Genomic DNA, 19,672 nt, shown 5'->3' with positions numbered 1-19,672 from the left:
CACTCGCTATTCCCCACTCGCTATTTCATTATTCACCCCATGAACCCGATCGAGCTTCTCGACTATGCCGGCGTCGCCGTCTTCGCGGCGACCGGTGCGCTGGCCGCCTCGCGCAAACAGCTCGACATTATCGGTTACCTGTTTCTGGCTAGCGTTGCCGGCATCGGGGGCGGAACGTTTCGCGACGTCATCCTCAACGTGCCCGTGTTCTGGGTGGGAAACCGCGACTATGTGCTAATCTGTGCAGCGGTGGCGGTCGTCGTCTTCTTCAGCGCACATCGTTTGGAGTCCCGCTACAAATTGCTGCTCTGGCTCGACGCCATAGGTCTTGCCGCATTTTCGGTGATGGGCGCGGCCAAGGGGCTGACGATCACCGGGTCACCTGCAGTTTCGATCGTCACCGGCATGCTCACCGCAACCCTTGGCGGCATTCTGCGCGATCTATTGACAGGCGAGCCTTCGGTGCTCCTGCGACCGGAGATCTACGTTACCGCAGCGCTTGCCGGCGCCGGCCTCTACACACTTGGCGATTTCGCCGGACTGCCGCCGCTTGCGTCGGGCCTGGCAGGTTTCATGGCGGCTTTCTGCGTACGCGGCGGCGCGCTGAAATTCGGCTGGGCCTTTCCGTCCTACAAAAGCAAGCCTGGCCGGCGTCCGGAAGATATTCCCTGATTTAAGGTGTCAGGCCGCAAACCGCTGCGCTTCTCCGCCATAATAATTGACGTAGCGGGCGCCGATCTCCTTGACCGGCATCACCACGAACACGTCGACCGTCGAGAATTCACGGTCGATGACGCAGCCGTCGCCGATGCGCGCGCCGACGCGCAGATAGCCCTTGACCAGCGGCGGCATCGCGGCGATCGCCGCCTTGGTATTGACGGCCTCGATCGGCATCAGATCCATGGAACAATAGCGCCCGGCGACGGCGCGCACGTCCCAGGATGAATTCGTCCGGCAGTGGTGGGCAAGATAGGTCAGCGCCTCCGCATGTGCCGCCGGCACGGTGCCGTGGAACGACGCGCAGCCGGTCATCACGCCGATGCCGTAATGGTTGATGTAGGCCCAGATGCCTTGCCACAGCGCCTCGATGGTGCGCTTCGAGCGGTATTCCGGCAGAACGCAGGAGCGGCCGAGCTCGAGGAAGCGCTGGCCGGGATGCCGCGCGATCAGCTTGGTCAGCTCGAATTCACCTTCGGAATAGAAGCCGCCGGCGGCCGCGGCAATCTCCTGCCGCAGCAGGCGGTAGGTGCCGACGATGCGGCGATGCTCGGGGCCGGAAAGCGAAGTATCGAAGACCAGCAGATGATCGCAGAGGGGATCGAAGCGATCGGCATCGCGGCGGTCCTGCATCTGGAACAGGTCCTTCCTGGCACCAAGCTCGTCGTAGAACACCCGGTAGCGCACTTCCTGCGCGGCAGCGATCTCGGCCTCGTTGCGGGCGAGCCGCACTTCGAGATTGCCGATGCGGCCGAGCGATGCGCCTTTTATGACGGCATCGGCGTTCCGGCCGACGAGCAAAGGCCCGCTGGCGTTCGGCCGAGCATCACATTCCGGCATGACTGTATGCACGAGTGATTCTCCTTCGAGCCATCCCTCTTGGCACGGGGATACGGTGTAGGTGCAACAGGATTGTGACAGTACCGTGATACGGCTCTGCGGGCAATACTTCGTCGGCTGGGTAATCTATCAACCGTCTATGTTGTGCCTCAGGCGGCCGCTTGCCCTTCGACCGCATGAACCAGGGCATCGGGGTCGAGCGGCTTGGTGACGAAGCCGCTGGCACCGTGAGCGAGCACGGCGTGGCGGGTCTTTTCCTGGCTGTCGGCCGACAGCACCATGATCGGCACCGGCGGCACCGCGGTCTCCTCCTCATGGCGGCGGATGGCGGCGATGGCGTCCAGGCCGTCCATGACAGGCATATGCAAGTCCATCAGCACCACGTCGTAACGGTGCTTGTGGCCGGTGCTGATGACCGCCTCGACGGCGGCCTTGCCGTTGCCGACCACTTTCACGCGATGCCCGGCCTTCAGCAGCGTGGCGCGGGCCAGCATGGCGTTGATGTCGTTGTCCTCGGCGATCAGCACCGACAGGCCCTGCTGGCGGGCGCCAATGGCGTGCCCCGCCTGCGCGCCGCGCCTTTGCAGTTGCGGCTCGGCGATGACCGGCGCGTGGCTGGTCAAAAGCACGCGCAGCAATGTCTCGCCGCGCACCGGCCTCGCAAGGAAGGTGGCGTAACCATTGGCACGGAACTCGCCAAGCATGCCACGGTCGGTCGGTGCGATCAGCGTCACTGCTTCGCAATCGGCAAATCCGCTCTGGCGCAGGCGCCTGAGCAGCCTGCCGTCGCTTTGCTCCATGGCAGCATCGATCAGCAGCACGTCGCAGCTCTCGGCGAAAGGGGTGGCCTGGGCGGCGGCGGTGGCCAGATCGACCGTGCCGCCATTGGCGCGAATGGTGCGGGCGAGGGCTTCGGCCTCGACCAGGTTCTTCGACACGATCACCGCATGCCGGCCCGACAGCGCGTCCTGGCGGATCTGCGGCGCCTCGACGGCGGAAATAGCGGGAATCTCGAAGACGAATTCGGACCCCTGGCCAAGCCGGCTCGACACAGAGATAGTGCCGCCCATGGCGGTCACCAGGCGCTTGGAAATGGCGAGACCGAGGCCGGCACCGCCATGCGCACGGGTCGAGGTGCCGTCAGCCTGTTCGAAGTCCTCGAATATGCGCTCCATGTCCTGCTCGCGCAGACCGGGGCCGGTGTCGGTGATGCTGAAGCGGATGCGGTCGGTGGTTTCGGTGCGGACGCGGGCGATGCTTGCCAGGACGCCGCCGCTGTCGGTGAACTTGACGGCGTTGCCGATGAGATTGAGCAGCACCTGCCTGACCCTGCCGGGGTCGGCGGTGATCAGCTGCGGCACGTCGGGTTCGACATGACAGCCGAGGCCGATATCCTTGGCAAAAGCCCGCGCCGCCAAAAGCTCGATGACATTGTCGGCGATCTCGCGCACCGACATCGGCTGCGGTTCGGGATCGAAGCGGCCGGCCTCGATCTTGGAGTAGTCGAGCAGGTCCTCGATCAGCGCCAGCAGCGCGCTGGCCGAGGTCGAGATGGCGCCGACATAGGTCCGCTGCTCGGGCGAAAGGCTGGTGTCGGCGAGAAGCCGGGCCATGCCCATGATGCCGTTCATCGGCGTGCGGATCTCGTGGCTGACGGTGGCGAGGAAGCGCGATTTGGCCTGGCTCGCATATTCGGCCCGCTCGCGGGCGGTGATCAGCGAGGATTCGGCGCGCTTGCGAGCGGTGATGTCGCGGGCGATGGCGCGATGCGAAACGGCGCCGCTGTCCTTGTCGCGCACCGACAGCTCGATCCAAGAGAACCAGCGTGGGCCGTCCGGCGTGCGAATGGCGACGTCGGTGGAACTCAGGCATTCATGGTCGGAAAACGCGGCGTCGGGGACGATGCCGACATCGATGCCTAGTTCGGCCAGGGTCTTGCCGGCAAGGTCGCGCTGGTCGGTTTCGACAAGGTCGGCGAAAACCTTGTTGGCGTAGACAATGTGGCCGTCGCGGTCACGATGGACGACGAGATCGCCGAGTGCATCGATCAGCCCGCGAAAGCGCTCCTCGCTCTCCTGCATCTCCCACATGCGGTCGGCCAGCGTCTCGATTTCGGCGCGGCTGCGGGCGGTCGTGGCATCGAGCAGGGCCACCGCGCGGCGCTCGGTGCGCCTGTTGCGCAGATGCATGGCGAGCCCGGCGATGGCTGTCGCCAAAAGGCCGATGGTGATGAAGATCGGCGCCCCGGTCAGATGCGAAAAGCCTGCCAGCACGACGATGGCGACGAGCGTCAGGAAGGGCAGGCCTTCGCGGTTGGAGGCCGGCAGTTCCGGCGCCAGCGGTGGCGCGGCGACAAGCTGCCGTCCTGGCGCCGCGGGGGCCGTCCCATCGGCCCGTTCGGCTGGTTCCGCCTCTCTGAAGCCGGGTTCCGCAATCATACGGAAATCCTGCCAGACAGAGCTTATCGAAGGTTGTGGTTGATCGCTCGAATTTTAGCGGTCGCGCTCTTTTTGTCCCTTGGGGGCTCACATATCCACCACCACGCGGCCGCGGATCTTACCCTCGACGATGTCATGCGCGGCGCCGATGATGCCGTCGAAGCCGATGCTCGTCGACAGGCTGGCAAGCTTTGCGTGGTCGAGATCGGCGCCGATGCGGCGCCAGGCCTCGAGGCGGACCGCCTTCGGCGCCATCACCGAATCGATGCCGAGCAGCGAGACGCCGCGCAGGATGAAGGGGGCGACGCTTGCCGGCAGGTCCATGCCGCCGGCGAGGCCGCAAGCGGCGACGGCGCCGCCATAGGAGGTCATCGACAGAACGTTGGCCAGCGTGTGACTGCCGACCGCATCGACGCCGCCGGCCCAGCGTTCCTTGGCGAGCGGTTTTGCCGGCTGGGCGAGCTCGTCGCGTGAAATCACTTCCGCGGCGCCAAGGTCGATCAGATAGGGGCTTTCGGCAGCGCGGCCGGTCGAGGCGATGACGTGATAGCCGAGGCTGGACAGGATCGAGACCGCGACCGAGCCGACGCCACCGGCAGCGCCGGTCACCACCACCGGGCCGCGGTCGGGCACGATGCCGTGCCGCTCCAATGCGATGACGCAAAGCATAGCGGTGTAGCCGGCGGTGCCGACCGCCATCGCATCATGCGGGCTCATGCCGTCCGGCAACGGCACCAGCCAGTCGCCCTTGACGCGGGCGCGCCCTGCAAAGGCGCCGAAATGCGTCTCGCCGACGCCCCAGCCGTTCAATATGACCTTGTCACCCTTGCGCCAGCCAGGATTGGAAGACGAGATGACGGTGCCGGCGAAATCGATGCCCGGCACCAGCGGCCAGCGCCGGATCACCGGCGCCTTGCCGGTAATTGCAAGACCGTCCTTGTAGTTCACCGTCGTCGCCTCGACCGCGACGGTGACGTCGCCCTCCATCAGGTCTGCCTCGGTAAGCTCGGTCACCGCGATTGACTGGTTTTTCTCGGCGTCACGCGAAACGAGGATGGCTTTGAAGGTTTCGGGCATTTTTTCTCCTCGGGCTTGCAGATCAGAATGTGCGGCGCCAGGCGAGTGAGGTCAATCGCTCGACGCTCCGCGCCGCCAGCCAATGAGTTCGTCGAAGACGACCAGCACGGCACCGACCGAAATGAAGGCATCGGCGAGGTTGAAGATCGCGAAGGACCAGACCGGCGTGTGAAACAGAATATAGTCGATGACATGACCGTAGATAGCGCGGTCGATCAGATTGCCGAGCGCGCCGCCGACGATCAGCGCGAAGCCGATGCGGGCAAGCAGGTGGCCCGGCGGCGTGCGGGCCGCAAGGTAGAGCACGAAAGCGACCACCAGAACCGCGACGACCACCAGGCCGGTGTCGCCGAAGGACGAAAACAGCGAGAACGCGATGCCGGTGTTGTAGGTGCGGTACAGCGCCAGGAACGGAAGCAGGTCGAGCCGTTCCTGAAAGGCAAGACCGGTTTCGACTAGGTATTTCACCCACTGGTCGAGCGCTATCGCGGCGACGACCAGAAGAGCATACGGCCTGCAGGACTTCATGGTTTGCAGTTTCACGGTTTGAGATGTCACGATCTGGCGTCCTCCGGGACGAGCTTCAGCGCGCCGCGCCGGATCTCGAACAGCATGACGCCGGTGGCCACCGCAAGGTTGAGCGAATCGGCGCGGCCGGCCTGCGGTATCCGCAGCAGTTTGTCGCAGCTTGCGGCAAGCTCGTCAGGCAGGCCTTGCTGCTCGTTACCCATCATCAAAAGCACCGGGCCTTTTGAAAAATCGACCGAGCGGTAGTCGACCGCACCCTTCAGATGGGTGCCGGCGACGAGGCCGGGAAAGCTCGTTCGCCAGGCGAGAAAAGCTTCGGGCGACGCCTTGGCGACCGGCACGGCGAAAATCGAGCCCATGGTGGCGCGCACCGTTTCGACCGAAAAGGGATCGGTGGTCTCGCCGACCAAGATGACGCCCCTGGCCCCGACAGCGTCGACCGTGCGGATGACGGTGCCGAGATTGCCGGGGTCGCGGACGCGGTCGAGCGCCACCCAGACGTCACCGTCACGGGCGCGGATGTCCTTCAACGGCAGGAATTTCTGCGAGAACACGCCGACGACCATTTGCGGATTGTCGCGGCGGGTGATGGCGACCAGCACTTTTTCCGAAACTTCAAGGACGGTGCCGCCGGCGGCGACCGTGCGCGCCGCGATCTTTTCAACCGCCGTATTGCCACGTCCGGCCTTGACGAAGACCAATGTCCTGATCGACCAGCCGAGATCGAGCGCGTCGATGACCAGCTTCAGGCCTTCGGCCATGAAGGCATTCTGCTGGTCACGGAATTTCTTCAGCGCGAGCGCCTTGATGTCCTTGACCAGCGGGTTGGCGAGGCTGGTGACTTCCTTCACCTGCCCTGGCGCGCCCGCGTGCCGTTCGTACGCACTCATTCAGGCCACCCAGCGTGAGAACAGCGAGGTCGAAAGCGCCCGACCGGCAGACTTCTCGCGGATGATCAATTCACCCGACTCGACCGTGCCGCCCATGCCGGCGAAGGTGTCGCGCATCTGGGCATGGATGGCGAAAAAAGAGGCGCGGATCGAATAGGCGGTCAGTACCACGGCGAGCGGCTTCGGCGTCAGGATCGCGCGGCAGATATCGGTCAGCGCCGGCAGGTCCTCGAACAGCTGCCAGACCTCGCCCTTCGGTCCGCGGCCATAGGCGGGCGGGTCGAACAGGATGATGTCGTAGCGGCTGCCGCGGCGCTCCTCGCGCTCGGCGAATTTCACGGCATCGTCGACGATCCAGCGGATCGGCTTTTGCGACAAGCCCGCCATTTCCTGGTTTTCGCGCGCCCAGCCGATCGCCTTCTTGGAAGCATCGACGTGGGTGACCTCGGCGCCGGCACGCGCCGCCACCAAGGAGGCAAGGCCGGTGTAACCGAACAGGTTCAACACCTTCACCGGCCGTTTTGCCGCCGCGATCAGTCCGGCCATGTGGTCCCAGTGCGAGGCCTGCTCGGGAAAGACGCCGACATGGCGAAACGAAGTGAAGCGGCCGAGATAATCTATGCCGTCATGCTTCATCGGCCAGGTCTCGCCGAGCGGCGTCTTGGGGAAGCGCCAGCGGCCGATGCCTTCCTCGTCGGTATCGCCGGTGAAAATGGCGTCGGCGCGCTCCCAGTCCCTGGCCGGCAAAGCCTTTTGCCAGATCGCCTGGCCCTCCGGCCGTACGATGCGGTAGGGGCCGTATTGCTCGAGTTTTTCTCCGGCGCCGCTGTCGAGCAGCGCGTAGTCCTGATTGGGGCCGACCTCGAGGATCAGCGGCAGATGTTCGGCAGGCAGCGCGCCATCGCGGCGGGATAGAGGGCGCGGCGCGGCTTTCGGCTCGGACCGGTCCTGCAGTTTAGGCTCCGAACCGGCGGTCAGGCCGGCGTCGCGCCGCCGCGGCTGCTCCGCCCCGCCCTTCGCGGGCGGGCGGCTGTCGCGGCGTTTGTCGCGAAAAGGTTTCAAGAAGGCGCATCTCCGGAAGGCGGCTCGCCGCTTCTGCCACAGCACATTGACCGGCGCAACAAAAGGGCTGCCGACGTGTGCAACCGGATCAGCCGCGCCTGATCGACAGCAGGCCGACTGCGAGCGTTATGAAACCAACGGCCTTGAAGCCGGTGACGACCATATGGCCGGTTTCCCAGCGGCTCCGGATACTTTCGAAATTGTCCGGGATCGGTCCAGGCACCCAGGTGGCCAGGACATCGTTTGCCGGTTTGACCAGGGTAAACCACGCCACGAGGGCCATCAGATAAAGCACGGTGGCGGCCAAAATCCACCAGAATGCCGGGCGGTCGCTGCGCAGCATACAGGCGAGAAGCCCCTGACAGGCGATCGCGGCCACGTCCAGCGGTGCGCCGACAATCGCGAAGAATTGGAACTGAGCGTTGAAGACAGTGGTTTCACGCCAGAGCGAAGGCGGCCATCTGGTCAGCCGCGGCACCGATTCCAGCACATGGGCGAAGGATGGTCCGAGGCTGAGCGCAGCGACGATTGCGGTCAAAACCGACCAGAACAACAGGAACCCGCGTATATCCATAATGGCCAGACAACGGCGTCGGGGCGCAGACGTTCCCGTCCGCCACCATGTCGCTTGCCGCCGAAAGTGCTGGGGCTCTATCGTGATTGAAACTAGGTCATGATTCATGTCCCGTGCTGAACGCCTGCTCGACCTGATCCAGATCCTGCGCCGGCATCGCCGGCCGGTCAGCGGCCGCAGCCTTGCGGGCGAAATGGGTGTGTCGATCCGCACGCTCTATCGCGATATCGCCACGCTGCAGGGGCAGGGCGCGCCGATCGAGGGCGAGGCGGGGTTGGGTTACGTGCTCAGGCCCGGTTTCATGTTGCCGCCCTTGATGTTCACCGATGAGGAGATCGAGGCGATCGTGCTCGGTTCGCGCTGGGTGGCCAAGCAGCCGGACTGGCGGCTTGCGAACGCCGCCACCGACGCGCTGGCCAAGATCGCCGCGGTGCTGCCGGACGATTTGCGCGAAGAGCTCGATGCCTCGACGCTGCTGGTCGGGTCGCGCACCGAGGTCACCGAAGGCATCGATCTCGGTGTGGTGCGGCAGGCCATCCGCGAGGAGCGCAAGCTGATCTTTGTCTATCGCGACGCCGGCGGCGCTGCCTCCGAGCGCACCGTCTGGCCGTTCGCACTCGGCTTCTTCGACAAGGTGCGCGTCGTCGCGGCCTGGTGCGAGATGCGCCAGGATTTCAGGCACTTTCGCGCCGACCGGATATCCGGCCTCAATGCCACCGAGATGCGCTATCCGCGCCGCCGTCAGGTGCTGCTCAAAGAATGGCGGGCGACGCTCGACACGCCAAGCTAAGGCTGCTGCTCAGTTGAGACTGCTGCCAGAATCTGGCAGTGGCATACGGTATGCTCCTCCAGTCGAAACCATCTGGAGAGCAATTCATGACACCGCCCAATTTCGTCATCCTCTATGTCGACAAGCCTGAGCAAAGCGGCGCCTTCTATAGCGCGCTGCTTGGGCGGCAGCCGGTCGAGACCTCGCCGACCTTCGTGCTGTTCGTGCTCGACAACGGCTTCAAGCTCGGCCTCTGGTCGCGTCACACCGTGGAACCGGCCGCTGCGGCAGCAGGCGGTGGCGCCGAGATCGTCTTTGCGCTGGACACGCCGGGTGCCGTCGACGCCACCCATGCCGAGTGGGCCGGCCGCGGGCTGAAAATTCTGCAGACGCCGACCGACATGGATTTCGGCCGCACCTTCGTCGCGCTTGATCCCGACCGCCACCGGCTGCGGGTTTATTGGCAAAGGGAGTAAGGCAGTAGGGCAGTAGGGGAGTACGTGACAGGAAACATAGCTGGCGCGGCGCCGCACGATCAGTGCGGTTTCCTACTGCCCTACTGCCCTACTGCCCTCCTGCCCTACGCTTGCGCGATACACGGCAATGCCGGCGGCGAGGTCCTCGAGGGCTGCGCCGACCGACTTGAACAGCGTGATCTCGTCGTCGTTCTGCCGGCCTTTTTTCTGGCCGCGCGTGAGTTCATAAAGGTCGGCGACGATGGCTTCCGGCTTCAGAACGCCGGAGGCCAGCGGCTGGACGATGTCACCGGCTTCCTTGGTGGCGCCGGCGCGGGTGTCGACATAGACGCGGGCGCGTGCAATCGCGTCGTCGTCGCTTTCGCGCATCGCCGGCGTGAAGCCGCCGACCAGATCGACATGGGTTCCGGGCTTCAAGAGGGCGCCCCTGATCAGTGGCGTGGTGGTGATGGTCGCCGATGACACAATATCGGCCTGGCCGAGTTCGGCGTCGAGATCGCCTGCTGCTTCGGCCGAAAAACCCTCGGCACGCAATTTTGCCGCGACCTTTTCGGCATTCGCCGGCGTGCGGTTCCAGATGCAGATGTTCTTGATCGGACGCACCGCCGAATGCGCCTTTGCAAGGAATGGCGACAGCGCGCCGGCGCCGACCACCAGCAGCCGCGATGCGTCCTCGCGGGCCAGATAGGAGGCAGCCAGCGCCGAGGCACAGGCCGTGCGCCACTGTGTCAGCCTCTGGCCATCGATCAAGGCCTGAGGCTCGCCTGTGGCGCCGTCGAGCAAGAGGTAAAGCCCCATCACCGCGGGCTTGCCGACGGCATTGTTGTCAGGCGACACGGTGACGATCTTGACGCCGATATGGCCATCGGCCGAGGTGCCGGCTGCGTTGAAGTCGGTCCAGGCCGGCATCAAAAGCAGCGTCGAGGCGGCGCCATCGGGCCGCTCGACCGTGTGATGGTGCCTGACCGGCTGCACGGCGCCATCGCGAAAGGCGGCGCGCAACGTCTCGACCAGCCCGGAAAAGGTCAGCGCGCGGTCGACCTCGGCGGCGGAAATGGTCAGCATGAAAGGCTCCGTGGAGAACTGGGCCGGTTGTGCTTCAGGCCCGAGCCGCGGCTCAGTTCGTCGGCTTCGGCAAGGCTGGGCTCTGCGACCCGGTGGGCGCGCGGCTGACCGCCTGGCGCAGGTTCTCTGCCTCGGCGCCGCGCTGGCGCGCCAGCTTGCGGTAGCGGCCCTGCTTGATCCAGGTCGCCAGGCTGCCGACGATCATGCCGATGGCCAGCGCCAGGAACAGGAAAATGAAGAGCGGCACGGTCAGCGTCAGCGCCGGATTGCCGGGATTGAACGGATCGAGTGTGAAGGCCACCGGTTCGCGGTTGGCTACGGCCAGCGCAATCAGGATGACGGCCAGCGGCACGAAAACCACGATGAGGAGAAAGCGATTAAACATGTTTTTCCGTTCGGAAGCAAAGGCACCAGCGGTGGCGGGCGCCGCGCCTATTTGCCTCCGTTCAGCCTTTCACGCAATTCCTTGCCGGTCTTGAAGAACGGTACCCATTTCTCCTCGACCTCTACGGATTCGCCGGTGCGCGGGTTGCGGCCGGTGCGGGCAGGACGATTTTTCACCGAAAACGCGCCGAAGCCGCGCAACTCGACCCGGTTGCCCTCGGCAAGCGCGTCGGTGATTTCATCGAAGATGGCGCTGACAATGTTTTCGACGTCGCGCAGGAAAAGATGCGGATTACGCGTGGCGATGATCTGCACAAGTTCGGATTTGATCATGAAAAGGCTCCCCGTAAAAGCAGTGCCGCCGAAATTATCAGAATGATTTTATTTGGTTTTTCACTCGTCCCAAGCGGTTCCTCAAGGGTGCCAGACGGAAACGAGACCGTCAAGAAACAAGCGGTCCGCTCCAATTTCGTGAAGGACGTCGCCGTCATGGCCGGCCAGGCCAAGCGCAGCACCGACGGTCTGCGCCATCGCTTTGGAGAACAGGAAACCGCCGCGTTTTTCCGTGTCCTTCCATTCCACCACCTTGAGCTTGGCATCGACACCCTTGCCTGCAAGCCAGTCGATTGCTTCGGCCTCGCCGCCGACCGCGTCGATCAATCTGTTGGTGACCGCCTGCCGGCCGGTGAAGATCGACCCGTCTGCGAGCGCCAGCGCGTCCGGCTTGGTCATGTTGCGGCGCTCGGCGACGATGCCGACGAACCAGTCGTAGCTGTCGAGGATGAGCTTGCGGACCATGGCGCGCTCATCGTCATTGGTCGGCTTGAAGGGAGAAGGCGAGGCCTTCAAGGGCGAGGATTTCACCTCCTCCAGCTTGACGCCGAGCTTGTCCATGAGGCCGCTGACGTCCGGGTACTGGATCAGCACGCCGATCGAGCCGACGATCGAGGATTTGCGTGCGACAATATGGTCGGCCGCGGTGGCGATCATGTAGCCCGCCGAAGCCGCGAGCGTGCCGACCTCGGCCACCACCGGCTTGTCGGCAGCGAGCTTGCGCACTGCCTCGTAGATCGATTCGCCACCGACGGTGGTGCCGCCGGGTGAATCGATCGACAGGATCACAGCCTTGACGCGCGGCGACTGACGGATTGCCTCCAGCCGCTTGATCAGTTCTTCGTCTTCGGTGATGGTACCTTCGATCTTGACCTTGGCGATGTGGTCGACAGCCGCGCCGGTGAAGTCGTCACCATAGATCCACGCCGAAAAGGCGATCAGCCCGGCTGCGGCGACGATAATCGCCGCGACACGCCAGAATGTCAGCTTGCGGCGCAAGCGGCGGCGGTCGATCAGGTCGTCGGCTCTCAATGCCATGGTCAGCCTCGTAGTCGGTGGGAGCAAATGCTTTTAAAGCAACCATTCGCGCCCGGCTACCGTTTCCTGACGGCCTTGCGCCAAAGGCCGTCTTAGGCATTCGCGACAAGCCTCAACCTGTCACGTTCTACAGGCTCTAACACTGTGCGCCCATATCTGGTATGAGGTACAGGCTGCGCTGGGGCCATTTTCATTGTACAGGGGCGGCTGTCACATTTTTGCGGTTTTCCTCGGCTTGTGCTTGCTTGAGGGCGCCGGCACCCCACCTATAGGGCGGCCTGGCGGGCAGGGGTTTAGAAGAAGCAGTCATGTTAGCGGGACCAATCGAACCGACCAACACCGAGACGGAGTTGGCTCCCAAGGCCGCAGGCCGGGCGCGGGTCGACGCGTTTGACGTTGCGCAGCGTCATTCGCGCCGGGTCCGTATCCTCAAGCTGGCCGTGCCGCTGGTCGCTGCCGTGATTGCGGTCGCGTTTCCCGTCTATTCCTATCTCATGGCTCCTGCTGCAATCGAGGTGCAGGCCGACGGCGGCGCCTTTGCCGATGGCAAGCTGGTGATGGCCAACCCCAAGCTCAACGGCTTCACCAAACAGAACCTGCCCTATTCGATGACAGCCCTGCGCGCCATACAGGATGTCAGCAAACAAGGCATCATCGATCTGGAAGGCATCAAGGCCAAGCTGCCGATTGCGGCCGACAACACGGCCGCCATCGATGCCACGCACGGCACCTATGATCGCGACGGCAACACGCTCAGCCTGACCAGCGATGTGACCGTGTCGACCACGGACGGTGTGGTGGCAAAATTCAAATCAGTCTATCTCCACATGGGCGAAGGCACTATGAAGACAAGCGAGCCCGTCGATGTCAGCCGCGGCGGGTCGCGGATCAGGGCGGATTCGATGTCGGTCCAGGACAATGGCAAGGTCCTGGTTTTCGAGAACAAGGTGCGCGTCGACATCGATCCCGCCAGTTTGAAGGCGGCAGAGGCAAAGAGCGGAGAGACCAATGCGGTTCAGTAGTTCGGCACGGCGCCTCGCCGCGATTTCGGCGTTGCTAACCTTGGGGCTGACCTTGGGGACGGCGCCGTCGCTGGCGCAATCCAGTGCCACCAGCCAAATGTCCGGCCTCAGGCTGTCGGGCGACAAGCCGATCCAGATCGAAAGCGACAAGCTCGAGGTGCGCCAAGCGGAAAGCGTTGCCGTCTTCACCGGCAACGTCAACGTCGTCCAGGGTCCAACCGTGCTCAAGGCCGGCAAAATGACGGTCTATTACGTCAGGGATGCAGGCGCCGCCAAAAGCGCCCAGCCGGCGGGTGCCGCGGCAATGACCGGATCCGCCAACATCGACCATCTCGAGGTCGACGATAAGGTCTACATCAAATCGGACAATCAGGTTGCCACCGGCGACCGCGGCACCTTCGACATGAAGACCGAAGTGCTGGTGCTTTCGGGCAGCAAGGTCGTGCTCTCGCAAGGCGACAACGTGCTTGTCGGCTGCAAGCTTACCGTGCAGATGAAGAGCGGCCTTGCTCAGGTCGACGCTTGCGGCGGCCGCGTCATGATGTCGATCACGCCGCCGGCGAAGTCTGGAGCAGCGAAACCCTGATGACCGGTATATCGTCGCTGCTGGCGCGTCTTCCAGGGCGTGCCGCCAGCAAACTTGCGGCACCGGCCAGGGTCACCGTCGAAGCGGCAAAGTTCAAGGGAACCTTGATCGCCAAGGGGCTGACCAAAAGCTACAAGGGCCGCAAAGTCGTCAGCGGCGTGACGCTGGGCGTGCGCGCCGGCGAGGCGGTTGGGCTGCTCGGCCCCAACGGCGCCGGCAAGACGACCTGTTTCTACATGGTAACCGGCCTGGTGCCGGTCGATGAAGGCACGATCGAAATCGACGGTTTCGACGTCACGTCGATGCCGATGTATCGCCGCGCCCGTCTCGGCATCGGCTATCTGCCGCAGGAAGCCTCGATTTTTCGCGGCCTGAATGTCGAGCAAAACATCCGGGCCGTGCTCGAAGTGGTCGAAAAGAGCCGCAAGGAGCGTGAGCGCCTGCTCGACGAATTGCTCGAGGAATTCCACATCAGCCATCTGCGCAAGGCTCCGTCGCTGTCGCTCTCCGGCGGTGAGCGGCGACGCCTCGAAATTGCCCGCGCCTTGGCAACCCGCCCCGCCTACATGTTGCTCGACGAACCTTTCGCCGGCATCGATCCGATCGCCGTCGCCGACATCCAGCAGCTCGTGCGCCACTTGACGGCACGTGGCATCGGCGTTCTGATCACCGACCACAATGTCCGCGAGACACTTGGCCTGATCGACCGCGCCTACATCATCCATGCCGGCCAGGTGCTGACTCATGGTCGAGCCGACGAAGTGGTCGCAAATGCCGATGTGCGGCGGCTTTATCTCGGCGAGGGATTTACGCTCTAAGTGCGAAATTCCGGCTCGAGCGGGATTTCCGGCGGAGTCCAGCAGCTTTTTCTTCAATTTTCTGCCTGAAAACGCTCCGACAGGCGAGTTTCACCGCTCCTCGCCTTGACAAGCAAAAGCCGGGCCAGTTTCTATGCTGGCCTGGAAAATTCCTTCCAGCAGTGCGGGTGCGTAGACGGAGCGTTTGAAACCGAACCATGGCGTTGGCGGCAAAACTACAGCTACGACAGTCACAGTCGCTGGTGATGACGCCGCAGCTGATGCAGTCGATCCGCCTGCTGCAGTTCACCCATCTCGAGCTGGAACGCTTCATCGACGACGAGATCGAACGCAATCCCCTGCTGGAACGCGCCGAACCGCAGGAGGACGCCGCCAGCGACCAGGCGCAGAAGGGCGACGCTGCATCGGAACCGGCTGCCGACGGCGACTGGTTCGAGGCGGAAACGGCGTGGAGCGCCGAGGCGATCTCGGAAAAGCTCGATACGTCGCTGGAAAACCTGTTTCCTGACGATCCTGGTACGAGCGAGCGGCTCGGGCCCGACCTGACGGCACAATGGAAATCGGCGTCCGGCAACGGTTCCACCTCTTCCTCCGACGGCTTCGACGTCGCCGATATGGCGGCGGCGGCCATCACGTTGCGCGACCATGTCGGCGAGCAGGTGGCGCTCGCCTTTGCCGATCCGGCGGCGCGCCTGATCGCCGGCGAGCTTGCCGACGGCCTCGACGAGGCCGGCTACCTGCGTGCCGACATGGCCGAGATCGCCGCCCGCCTCGGCACGGACGCCACGGCGGTGGCAACGGTCCTGGCGGTCTGCCAGACATTTGAGCCCGCCGGCATATTCGCCCGCGACCTCGCCGAATGCCTGTTGCTGCAGCTGGCCGTGCGCGACCGGCTCGATCCGGCGATGAAGGCGCTGATCGCCAATCTCGAACTCCTGGCACGGCGCGATTTCCAGACGCTGAAGCGGATTTGCGGCGTCGACGAGGAGGATCTGCTCGACATGCTGGCCGAGATCCGGGCGCTCGACCCGCGGCCGGGAATGGCGTTTTCGCGCGGTGCCAGCGATGCGATCGTGGCCGACGTCGAGGTGCGTGCAGCCAATGACGGCAGCTGGACGGTCGAGCTCAATGCCGAGACGCTGCCGCGCGTGCTGGTCAATCACATCTATTTCGCCCAGGTCACGCCACATGCGAAAAACCAGGCGGAAAAGGATTTCCTTGCCGAATGCCTGCAGAACGCCAACTGGCTCACGCGCAGCCTCGACCAGCGGGCGAAGACCATTCTCAAGGTGGCCTCTGAGATCGTGCGTCAGCAGGACGCTTTTCTCGTCCACGGCGTGCGGCACCTGAAGCCGCTCAACCTGCGCACGGTGGCGGACGCTATCGGCATGCACGAATCAACGGTCAGCCGGGTCACGGCAAACAAATACATGCTGACGCCGCGCGGTGTGTTCGAGCTGCGCTATTTCTTCACCGCCTCGATCGCTTCGTCAGGTGGCGGCGATGCGCATTCGTCGGAAGCGGTGCGCGACCGCATAAAGCAGCTGATCGACGAGGAGAAAGCCATCGATGTGCTTTCCGACGATGCCATCGTGGACATGCTGCGGGAAAGCGGCGTCGATATCGCCAGGCGCACGGTGGCCAAATACCGGGAAGGCATGAACATACCCTCTTCGGTGCAGCGGCGGCGCGAAAAACGCGCTTTGGCCAGCGCCGGCCGTTGATCTCCGGCGGAATTTCCACAGCTTTCGCCCTTCATTGACAAGCGGCGACGAAGTGGCTAGAAGCCCGCCCGCATGAGACGGGCTGGCGAGTGGATTTGAGTTCGCCGATGCCCGCACGAGAGATGGTCCGTCACGACGTAGGCCACGGGACGGCCAAGAAGGCGGCTTGTGATCAACCGGAAAGTTCGGATCTAAAATCGGCGCAAGTGACGCCGCAAAAGCTTGTGCGCGCGGACCACGAGTATAAACTCGGGACAGTTTGAAGCCTGAGCAAGGAAGGTCAGTTTTCAGATGACACTGCGCATATCGGGAAAACACATGGATATCGGCGATGCGTTCCGTACGCGCATCAACGACCGTGTCGGGGAAGTGATCGGGAAATATTTCGATCGGGGCTTTTCAGGGCAAATCGTAGTCGTCAAATCGGGGTCGCGCTACACGGCCGATTGCATGATCCGGCTGGACTCCGGTGCTTCGCTGCAGGCGACCGGCGATGCCCAGGATCCAACGCTTGCCTTCGATACCGCGGCAGACCGTCTGGAAACGCGCCTCAGGCGCTACAAGCGCCGGCTGAAGTCGCACAATTCGGGCAATAGCAACGGCGAGCTCACCGACGTCGCCTATACGGTGATGGCGCCGCTTGCCGACGACGAGGAGGATATACCGGAGAATTTCGCGCCGGCCATCGTCGCTGAATCGACTATGACGCTGCGGACCATGTCGGTGGCGTCAGCGGTGATCGAACTCGACACCAAGGACAGCCCGGTCCTGGTCTTCCGCAATGCCGGAAATGACCATCTCAACATCGTCTATCGCCGGCCGGACGGGAATATCGGCTGGATCGACCCGTCCACGGCCAAGGTCGCGCAGGGGTAAAGACCAGCCGCACGCGAGCGTGGGGACTGGCGACGGCAGGCGAACAAGGGATTTCAAGCATGGATCTGAGCGATCTCGTCAGCGTTCCGGCAATCATGCCGGCGTTGAAGGCGAACTCCAAAAAGCAGCTGCTGCAATTGCTGTCCGAAAGGGCGGCGGCGATTTCCGGCATTCCGGAGCGAGAGGTGTTCGACACCATCCTGCAACGCGAGCGGCTCGGCTCCACCGGCGTCGGCAACGGCATCGCCATTCCGCACGGCAAGCTGGCTGGGGTGAAGCGGATCGCCGGCGTTTTTGCCCGGCTGGAGACACCGGTGGACTTCGAGGCCCTCGATGATCAGCCGGTCGACCTGGTGTTTCTGCTTTTGGCTCCCGAAGGTGCCGGCGCCGACCACCTCAAGGCGCTGTCGCGCATCGCGCGGGTGCTGCGCGACGCCGACACGGTTGCCAAGATCAGGGGCACGCGCGACGCCGTGGCCATCCATGCGCTGCTGTCGGACACGCAGGCCTCGCACGCCGCTTGAGGTTTTGATTAAATCCGTTGAAGGGCCGCCGTGAGCGGCCCTGTCCGTTTCCAGCCAGATCGCTGCGCCGTATTTGTCAGTGGATAACGACGTTAGTGGATAGCGACCGGGGTCAGATCGTTTTCCAGCGCGCCAGCCAGTGCCCGGTCGCGAGCGTCCGAAAGCAGGATCGGCTGGCCATTAGCGGCAAACAGGGCCCACAGTTCCAGACCCGGCGCGATTTCGCCGAGGCCCGGGAAACGGCCGCGCAGATCGTCGCTCGACACTTTCCTGAGATAGGCGACCGAACCTTCGCCGAGATGGGCGAATTCGCCGCTGGTCATGATGATATTCTCGTTAGTTCTGGTCATTTCAAGCCTCCTTGCCGCGAGACGCCGCTCAAGGCCATCCCGCATGAGAGCTATCGGCAAAAATCAGTCTTTCACCGATATGTTTATTTTTCGTACCAGCCGTTCGGATTCCGGCCGATCGAGATCGATCAACAGAAGGCCGTTCTTCAATTCCGCCGCAATCACCCGCATGCCGTCGGCCAGCACGAAACAGCGCTGGAACTGGCGCGCGGCGATGCCGCGGTGGAGAAATTCGCGCTCGGTGTCGTCGTTCTGACGGCCGCGCACGACCAACTGGTTCTCCTCCGTTGTGACATCGAGATCGCTTTCCGCGAAACCGGCGACGGCGAGCGTGATACGCAGCCTTTCGGTTTTGCCGTCGGCACCGCTGAGGCGCTCGATGTTGTAGGGAGGATAGCTGTCACCGGACTTTGCCAACCGCTCCAGCGTCTTTTCCATGGAATCGAAACCGAGGAGAAGCGGGCTGGAAAAAGGCGTCATTCGGCTCATGTTACAGTGTCCTCTCAAGAGCGACATAAAGTGGAAAAACCCGGATGGCATTTTTCCCGATGGTCTTGATATGGTCCGCCGCCCGGCAGACTTCAAGCCGTCACACGTCCCGCCCAAAAAGACTTGCCAAAACAAGGAATTGAAATGCCCCAATCCCGCAGGATCATCATCGACACTGACCCCGGCCAGGACGATGCAGTCGCCATATTGCTGGCGCTCGGCAGCGCCGAGCTGGAGATCGTCGGCATCACCGCGGTGGCCGGCAACGTGCCGTTGAAACTTACCGAAAAAAACGCCCGCAAGGTCTGCGAGCTGGCCGGCCGGCCGGACGTCAAGGTCTATGCAGGCGCCATCCGGCCGCTGGCGCGCGAACTGGTCACCGCCGAGGAAGTGCATGGCAAGACCGGCCTCAACGGGCCGCAACTGCCCGAACCAAAGATGAAACTGCAGGAAGAGTATGCGGTCGATTTCATCGTCGAGACGCTGATGAGGGAGGAGAGCGGCACGATCACGCTTTGCGCGCTCGGGCCGCTCACCAACATTGCGTTGGCGCTGATCCGCGAGCCGAAAATCGCGCCGCGCATCAAGGAAATCGTGCTGATGGGCGGCGGCTTCTTCGAGGGCGGCAACGTCACGCCGACCGCCGAGTTCAACATCTATGTCGATCCGCATGCAGCCGATGTCGTGTTCAAATCCGGCATTCCGATCGTGATGATGCCGCTCGACGTCACCCACAAGGCGCTGACCACCGCCAAGCGCACGAAGGCCTTCCGTAAGCTCGGCACCAGGGTCGGCACGGCCACCGCGGACATGCTGGAATTCTTCGAACGTTTCGACGAGGAGAAATACGGTACCGACGGCGGCCCGCTGCACGATCCTTGCGTGATCGCGTATCTGCTGAAGCCGAAGCTGTTCAAGGGTCGCAACTGCAATGTCAGCGTGGAAACCGCCTCGGAGCTCACCATGGGCATGACGGTGATTGACTGGTGGGGGGTGACCAAACGGCCGAAGAACGCCATGGTGATGCGCGACATCGACCATGATGCGTTTTTCGCGCTGTTGCTGGAAAGGCTGGGGCGGCTTTAGCGCCGT

23 protein-coding genes are annotated in these 19,672 nt (G+C 63.6%); 10 read left to right on the top strand and 13 right to left on the bottom strand.

What is annotated here, in order from left to right; all coding sequences use genetic code 11:
• Positions 1–39 precede the first annotated feature (39 nt).
• Complete coding sequence (locus NKJ55_RS01320) at positions 40–672, top strand: trimeric intracellular cation channel family protein (protein ID WP_352448334.1); 633 nt, start codon at positions 40–42, stop codon at positions 670–672.
• A gap of 9 nt (positions 673–681) precedes the next feature.
• Here the strand turns inward: NKJ55_RS01320 and olsB are convergent, their stop codons facing one another.
• The 7 genes from olsB to NKJ55_RS01285 all read right to left on the bottom strand — a co-directional run bounded on the left by olsB (position 682) and on the right by NKJ55_RS01285 (position 8,126).
• The gene (gene olsB, locus NKJ55_RS01315; RefSeq protein WP_023675251.1) at positions 682–1,557 is read right to left on the bottom strand and encodes a l-ornithine N(alpha)-acyltransferase; all 876 of its coding nucleotides are present in this window, start codon (positions 1,555–1,557) and stop codon (positions 682–684) included.
• 149 nt (positions 1,558–1,706) lie between these two features.
• Entirely contained in the window at positions 1,707–3,995 is a 2,289-nt protein-coding gene (locus NKJ55_RS01310; protein WP_352448333.1) for a hybrid sensor histidine kinase/response regulator, read from the bottom strand.
• An 87-nt stretch (positions 3,996–4,082) separates the two neighbouring features.
• Positions 4,083–5,072, bottom strand: coding sequence for an acrylyl-CoA reductase (NADPH) (gene acuI / locus NKJ55_RS01305; protein WP_352448332.1), 990 nt, complete (start codon positions 5,070–5,072; stop codon positions 4,083–4,085).
• A gap of 51 nt (positions 5,073–5,123) precedes the next feature.
• Complete coding sequence (lspA, locus tag NKJ55_RS01300) at positions 5,124–5,600, bottom strand: signal peptidase II (protein ID WP_352448424.1); 477 nt, start codon at positions 5,598–5,600, stop codon at positions 5,124–5,126.
• A gap of 26 nt (positions 5,601–5,626) precedes the next feature.
• The gene (locus NKJ55_RS01295; RefSeq protein WP_352448331.1) at positions 5,627–6,490 is read right to left on the bottom strand and encodes a TrmH family RNA methyltransferase; all 864 of its coding nucleotides are present in this window, start codon (positions 6,488–6,490) and stop codon (positions 5,627–5,629) included.
• On the bottom strand, positions 6,491–7,552 hold the full coding sequence (locus tag NKJ55_RS01290) for an RsmD family RNA methyltransferase (RefSeq protein ID WP_352448330.1): 1,062 nt from the start codon (positions 7,550–7,552) through the stop codon (positions 6,491–6,493). It lies immediately after the preceding gene.
• Between the two features lie 88 nt (positions 7,553–7,640).
• Positions 7,641–8,126 (bottom strand): anthrone oxygenase family protein, encoded by a 486-nt coding sequence (locus NKJ55_RS01285; RefSeq protein WP_352448329.1) that lies wholly within the window; start codon positions 8,124–8,126, stop codon positions 7,641–7,643.
• Between the two features lie 106 nt (positions 8,127–8,232).
• Between NKJ55_RS01285 and NKJ55_RS01280 the strand changes: the two genes are divergently transcribed.
• Both NKJ55_RS01280 and NKJ55_RS01275 read left to right on the top strand, forming a co-directional pair.
• Positions 8,233–8,916: a helix-turn-helix transcriptional regulator gene (locus tag NKJ55_RS01280; RefSeq protein ID WP_352448328.1), complete on the top strand. Its 684-nt coding sequence runs from the start codon at positions 8,233–8,235 to the stop codon at positions 8,914–8,916.
• Between the two features lie 86 nt (positions 8,917–9,002).
• A complete protein-coding gene (locus NKJ55_RS01275; RefSeq protein WP_352448327.1) occupies positions 9,003–9,371 on the top strand; it encodes a VOC family protein in 369 nt (122 codons plus the stop codon).
• 72 nt (positions 9,372–9,443) lie between these two features.
• Here the strand turns inward: NKJ55_RS01275 and lhpI are convergent, their stop codons facing one another.
• The 4 genes from lhpI to sppA form a co-directional block, all read right to left on the bottom strand.
• A complete protein-coding gene (gene lhpI / locus NKJ55_RS01270; RefSeq protein WP_352448326.1) occupies positions 9,444–10,436 on the bottom strand; it encodes a bifunctional Delta(1)-pyrroline-2-carboxylate/Delta(1)-piperideine-2-carboxylate reductase in 993 nt (330 codons plus the stop codon).
• Between the two features lie 52 nt (positions 10,437–10,488).
• Positions 10,489–10,821, bottom strand: coding sequence for a LapA family protein (locus NKJ55_RS01265; protein ID WP_352448325.1), 333 nt, complete (start codon positions 10,819–10,821; stop codon positions 10,489–10,491).
• 47 nt (positions 10,822–10,868) lie between these two features.
• Positions 10,869–11,153: an integration host factor subunit beta gene (locus NKJ55_RS01260; RefSeq protein ID WP_023675261.1), complete on the bottom strand. Its 285-nt coding sequence runs from the start codon at positions 11,151–11,153 to the stop codon at positions 10,869–10,871.
• An 81-nt stretch (positions 11,154–11,234) separates the two neighbouring features.
• On the bottom strand, positions 11,235–12,191 hold the full coding sequence (gene sppA, locus NKJ55_RS01255; protein ID WP_352448324.1) for a signal peptide peptidase SppA: 957 nt from the start codon (positions 12,189–12,191) through the stop codon (positions 11,235–11,237).
• 308 nt (positions 12,192–12,499) lie between these two features.
• Between sppA and lptC the strand changes: the two genes are divergently transcribed.
• The 6 genes from lptC to ptsN all read left to right on the top strand — a co-directional run bounded on the left by lptC (position 12,500) and on the right by ptsN (position 17,741).
• Entirely contained in the window at positions 12,500–13,213 is a 714-nt protein-coding gene (gene lptC / locus NKJ55_RS01250) for an LPS export ABC transporter periplasmic protein LptC (RefSeq protein ID WP_352448323.1), read from the top strand.
• Positions 13,200–13,799 (top strand): LptA/OstA family protein, encoded by a 600-nt coding sequence (locus NKJ55_RS01245; RefSeq protein ID WP_352448322.1) that lies wholly within the window; start codon positions 13,200–13,202, stop codon positions 13,797–13,799. The genes lptC and NKJ55_RS01245 overlap by 14 nt, the downstream gene beginning before the upstream one ends.
• Positions 13,799–14,617 (top strand): LPS export ABC transporter ATP-binding protein, encoded by an 819-nt coding sequence (gene lptB / locus NKJ55_RS01240; RefSeq protein WP_292664962.1) that lies wholly within the window; start codon positions 13,799–13,801, stop codon positions 14,615–14,617. The genes NKJ55_RS01245 and lptB overlap by 1 nt, the downstream gene beginning before the upstream one ends.
• A 197-nt stretch (positions 14,618–14,814) precedes the next feature.
• On the top strand, positions 14,815–16,341 hold the full coding sequence (rpoN, locus tag NKJ55_RS01235) for an RNA polymerase factor sigma-54 (protein ID WP_352448321.1): 1,527 nt from the start codon (positions 14,815–14,817) through the stop codon (positions 16,339–16,341).
• A 291-nt stretch (positions 16,342–16,632) separates the two neighbouring features.
• Positions 16,633–17,217 carry a ribosome hibernation-promoting factor, HPF/YfiA family gene (hpf, locus tag NKJ55_RS01230; protein WP_023675267.1) on the top strand — a complete coding sequence of 195 codons (585 nt, stop codon included), beginning with the start codon at positions 16,633–16,635 and terminating at the stop codon, positions 17,215–17,217.
• 59 nt (positions 17,218–17,276) lie between these two features.
• A complete protein-coding gene (gene ptsN, locus NKJ55_RS01225) occupies positions 17,277–17,741 on the top strand; it encodes a PTS IIA-like nitrogen regulatory protein PtsN (RefSeq protein ID WP_023675268.1) in 465 nt (154 codons plus the stop codon).
• A 92-nt stretch (positions 17,742–17,833) separates the two neighbouring features.
• Here ptsN and NKJ55_RS01220 read toward each other — a convergent pair whose 3' ends face one another.
• Together NKJ55_RS01220 and NKJ55_RS01215 are read right to left on the bottom strand one after the other, a co-directional pair.
• The gene (locus NKJ55_RS01220) at positions 17,834–18,091 is read right to left on the bottom strand and encodes a BQ00720 family protein (RefSeq protein ID WP_023675269.1); all 258 of its coding nucleotides are present in this window, start codon (positions 18,089–18,091) and stop codon (positions 17,834–17,836) included.
• A gap of 63 nt (positions 18,092–18,154) precedes the next feature.
• Entirely contained in the window at positions 18,155–18,580 is a 426-nt protein-coding gene (locus tag NKJ55_RS01215) for an Hsp20 family protein (RefSeq protein WP_352448320.1), read from the bottom strand.
• Positions 18,581–18,724: 144 nt separating this feature from the next.
• Between NKJ55_RS01215 and NKJ55_RS01210 the strand changes: the two genes are divergently transcribed.
• Complete coding sequence (locus NKJ55_RS01210; RefSeq protein ID WP_352448319.1) at positions 18,725–19,666, top strand: nucleoside hydrolase; 942 nt, start codon at positions 18,725–18,727, stop codon at positions 19,664–19,666.
• The last annotated feature ends 6 nt before the right edge of the window (positions 19,667–19,672 follow it).

Origin of the sequence: Mesorhizobium sp. M0106 (genome assembly GCF_040322715.1) — a bacterium.
Taxonomy (GTDB): domain Bacteria; phylum Pseudomonadota; class Alphaproteobacteria; order Rhizobiales; family Rhizobiaceae; genus Mesorhizobium.
This window is presented reverse-complemented; position numbering and strand designations above follow the sequence as displayed.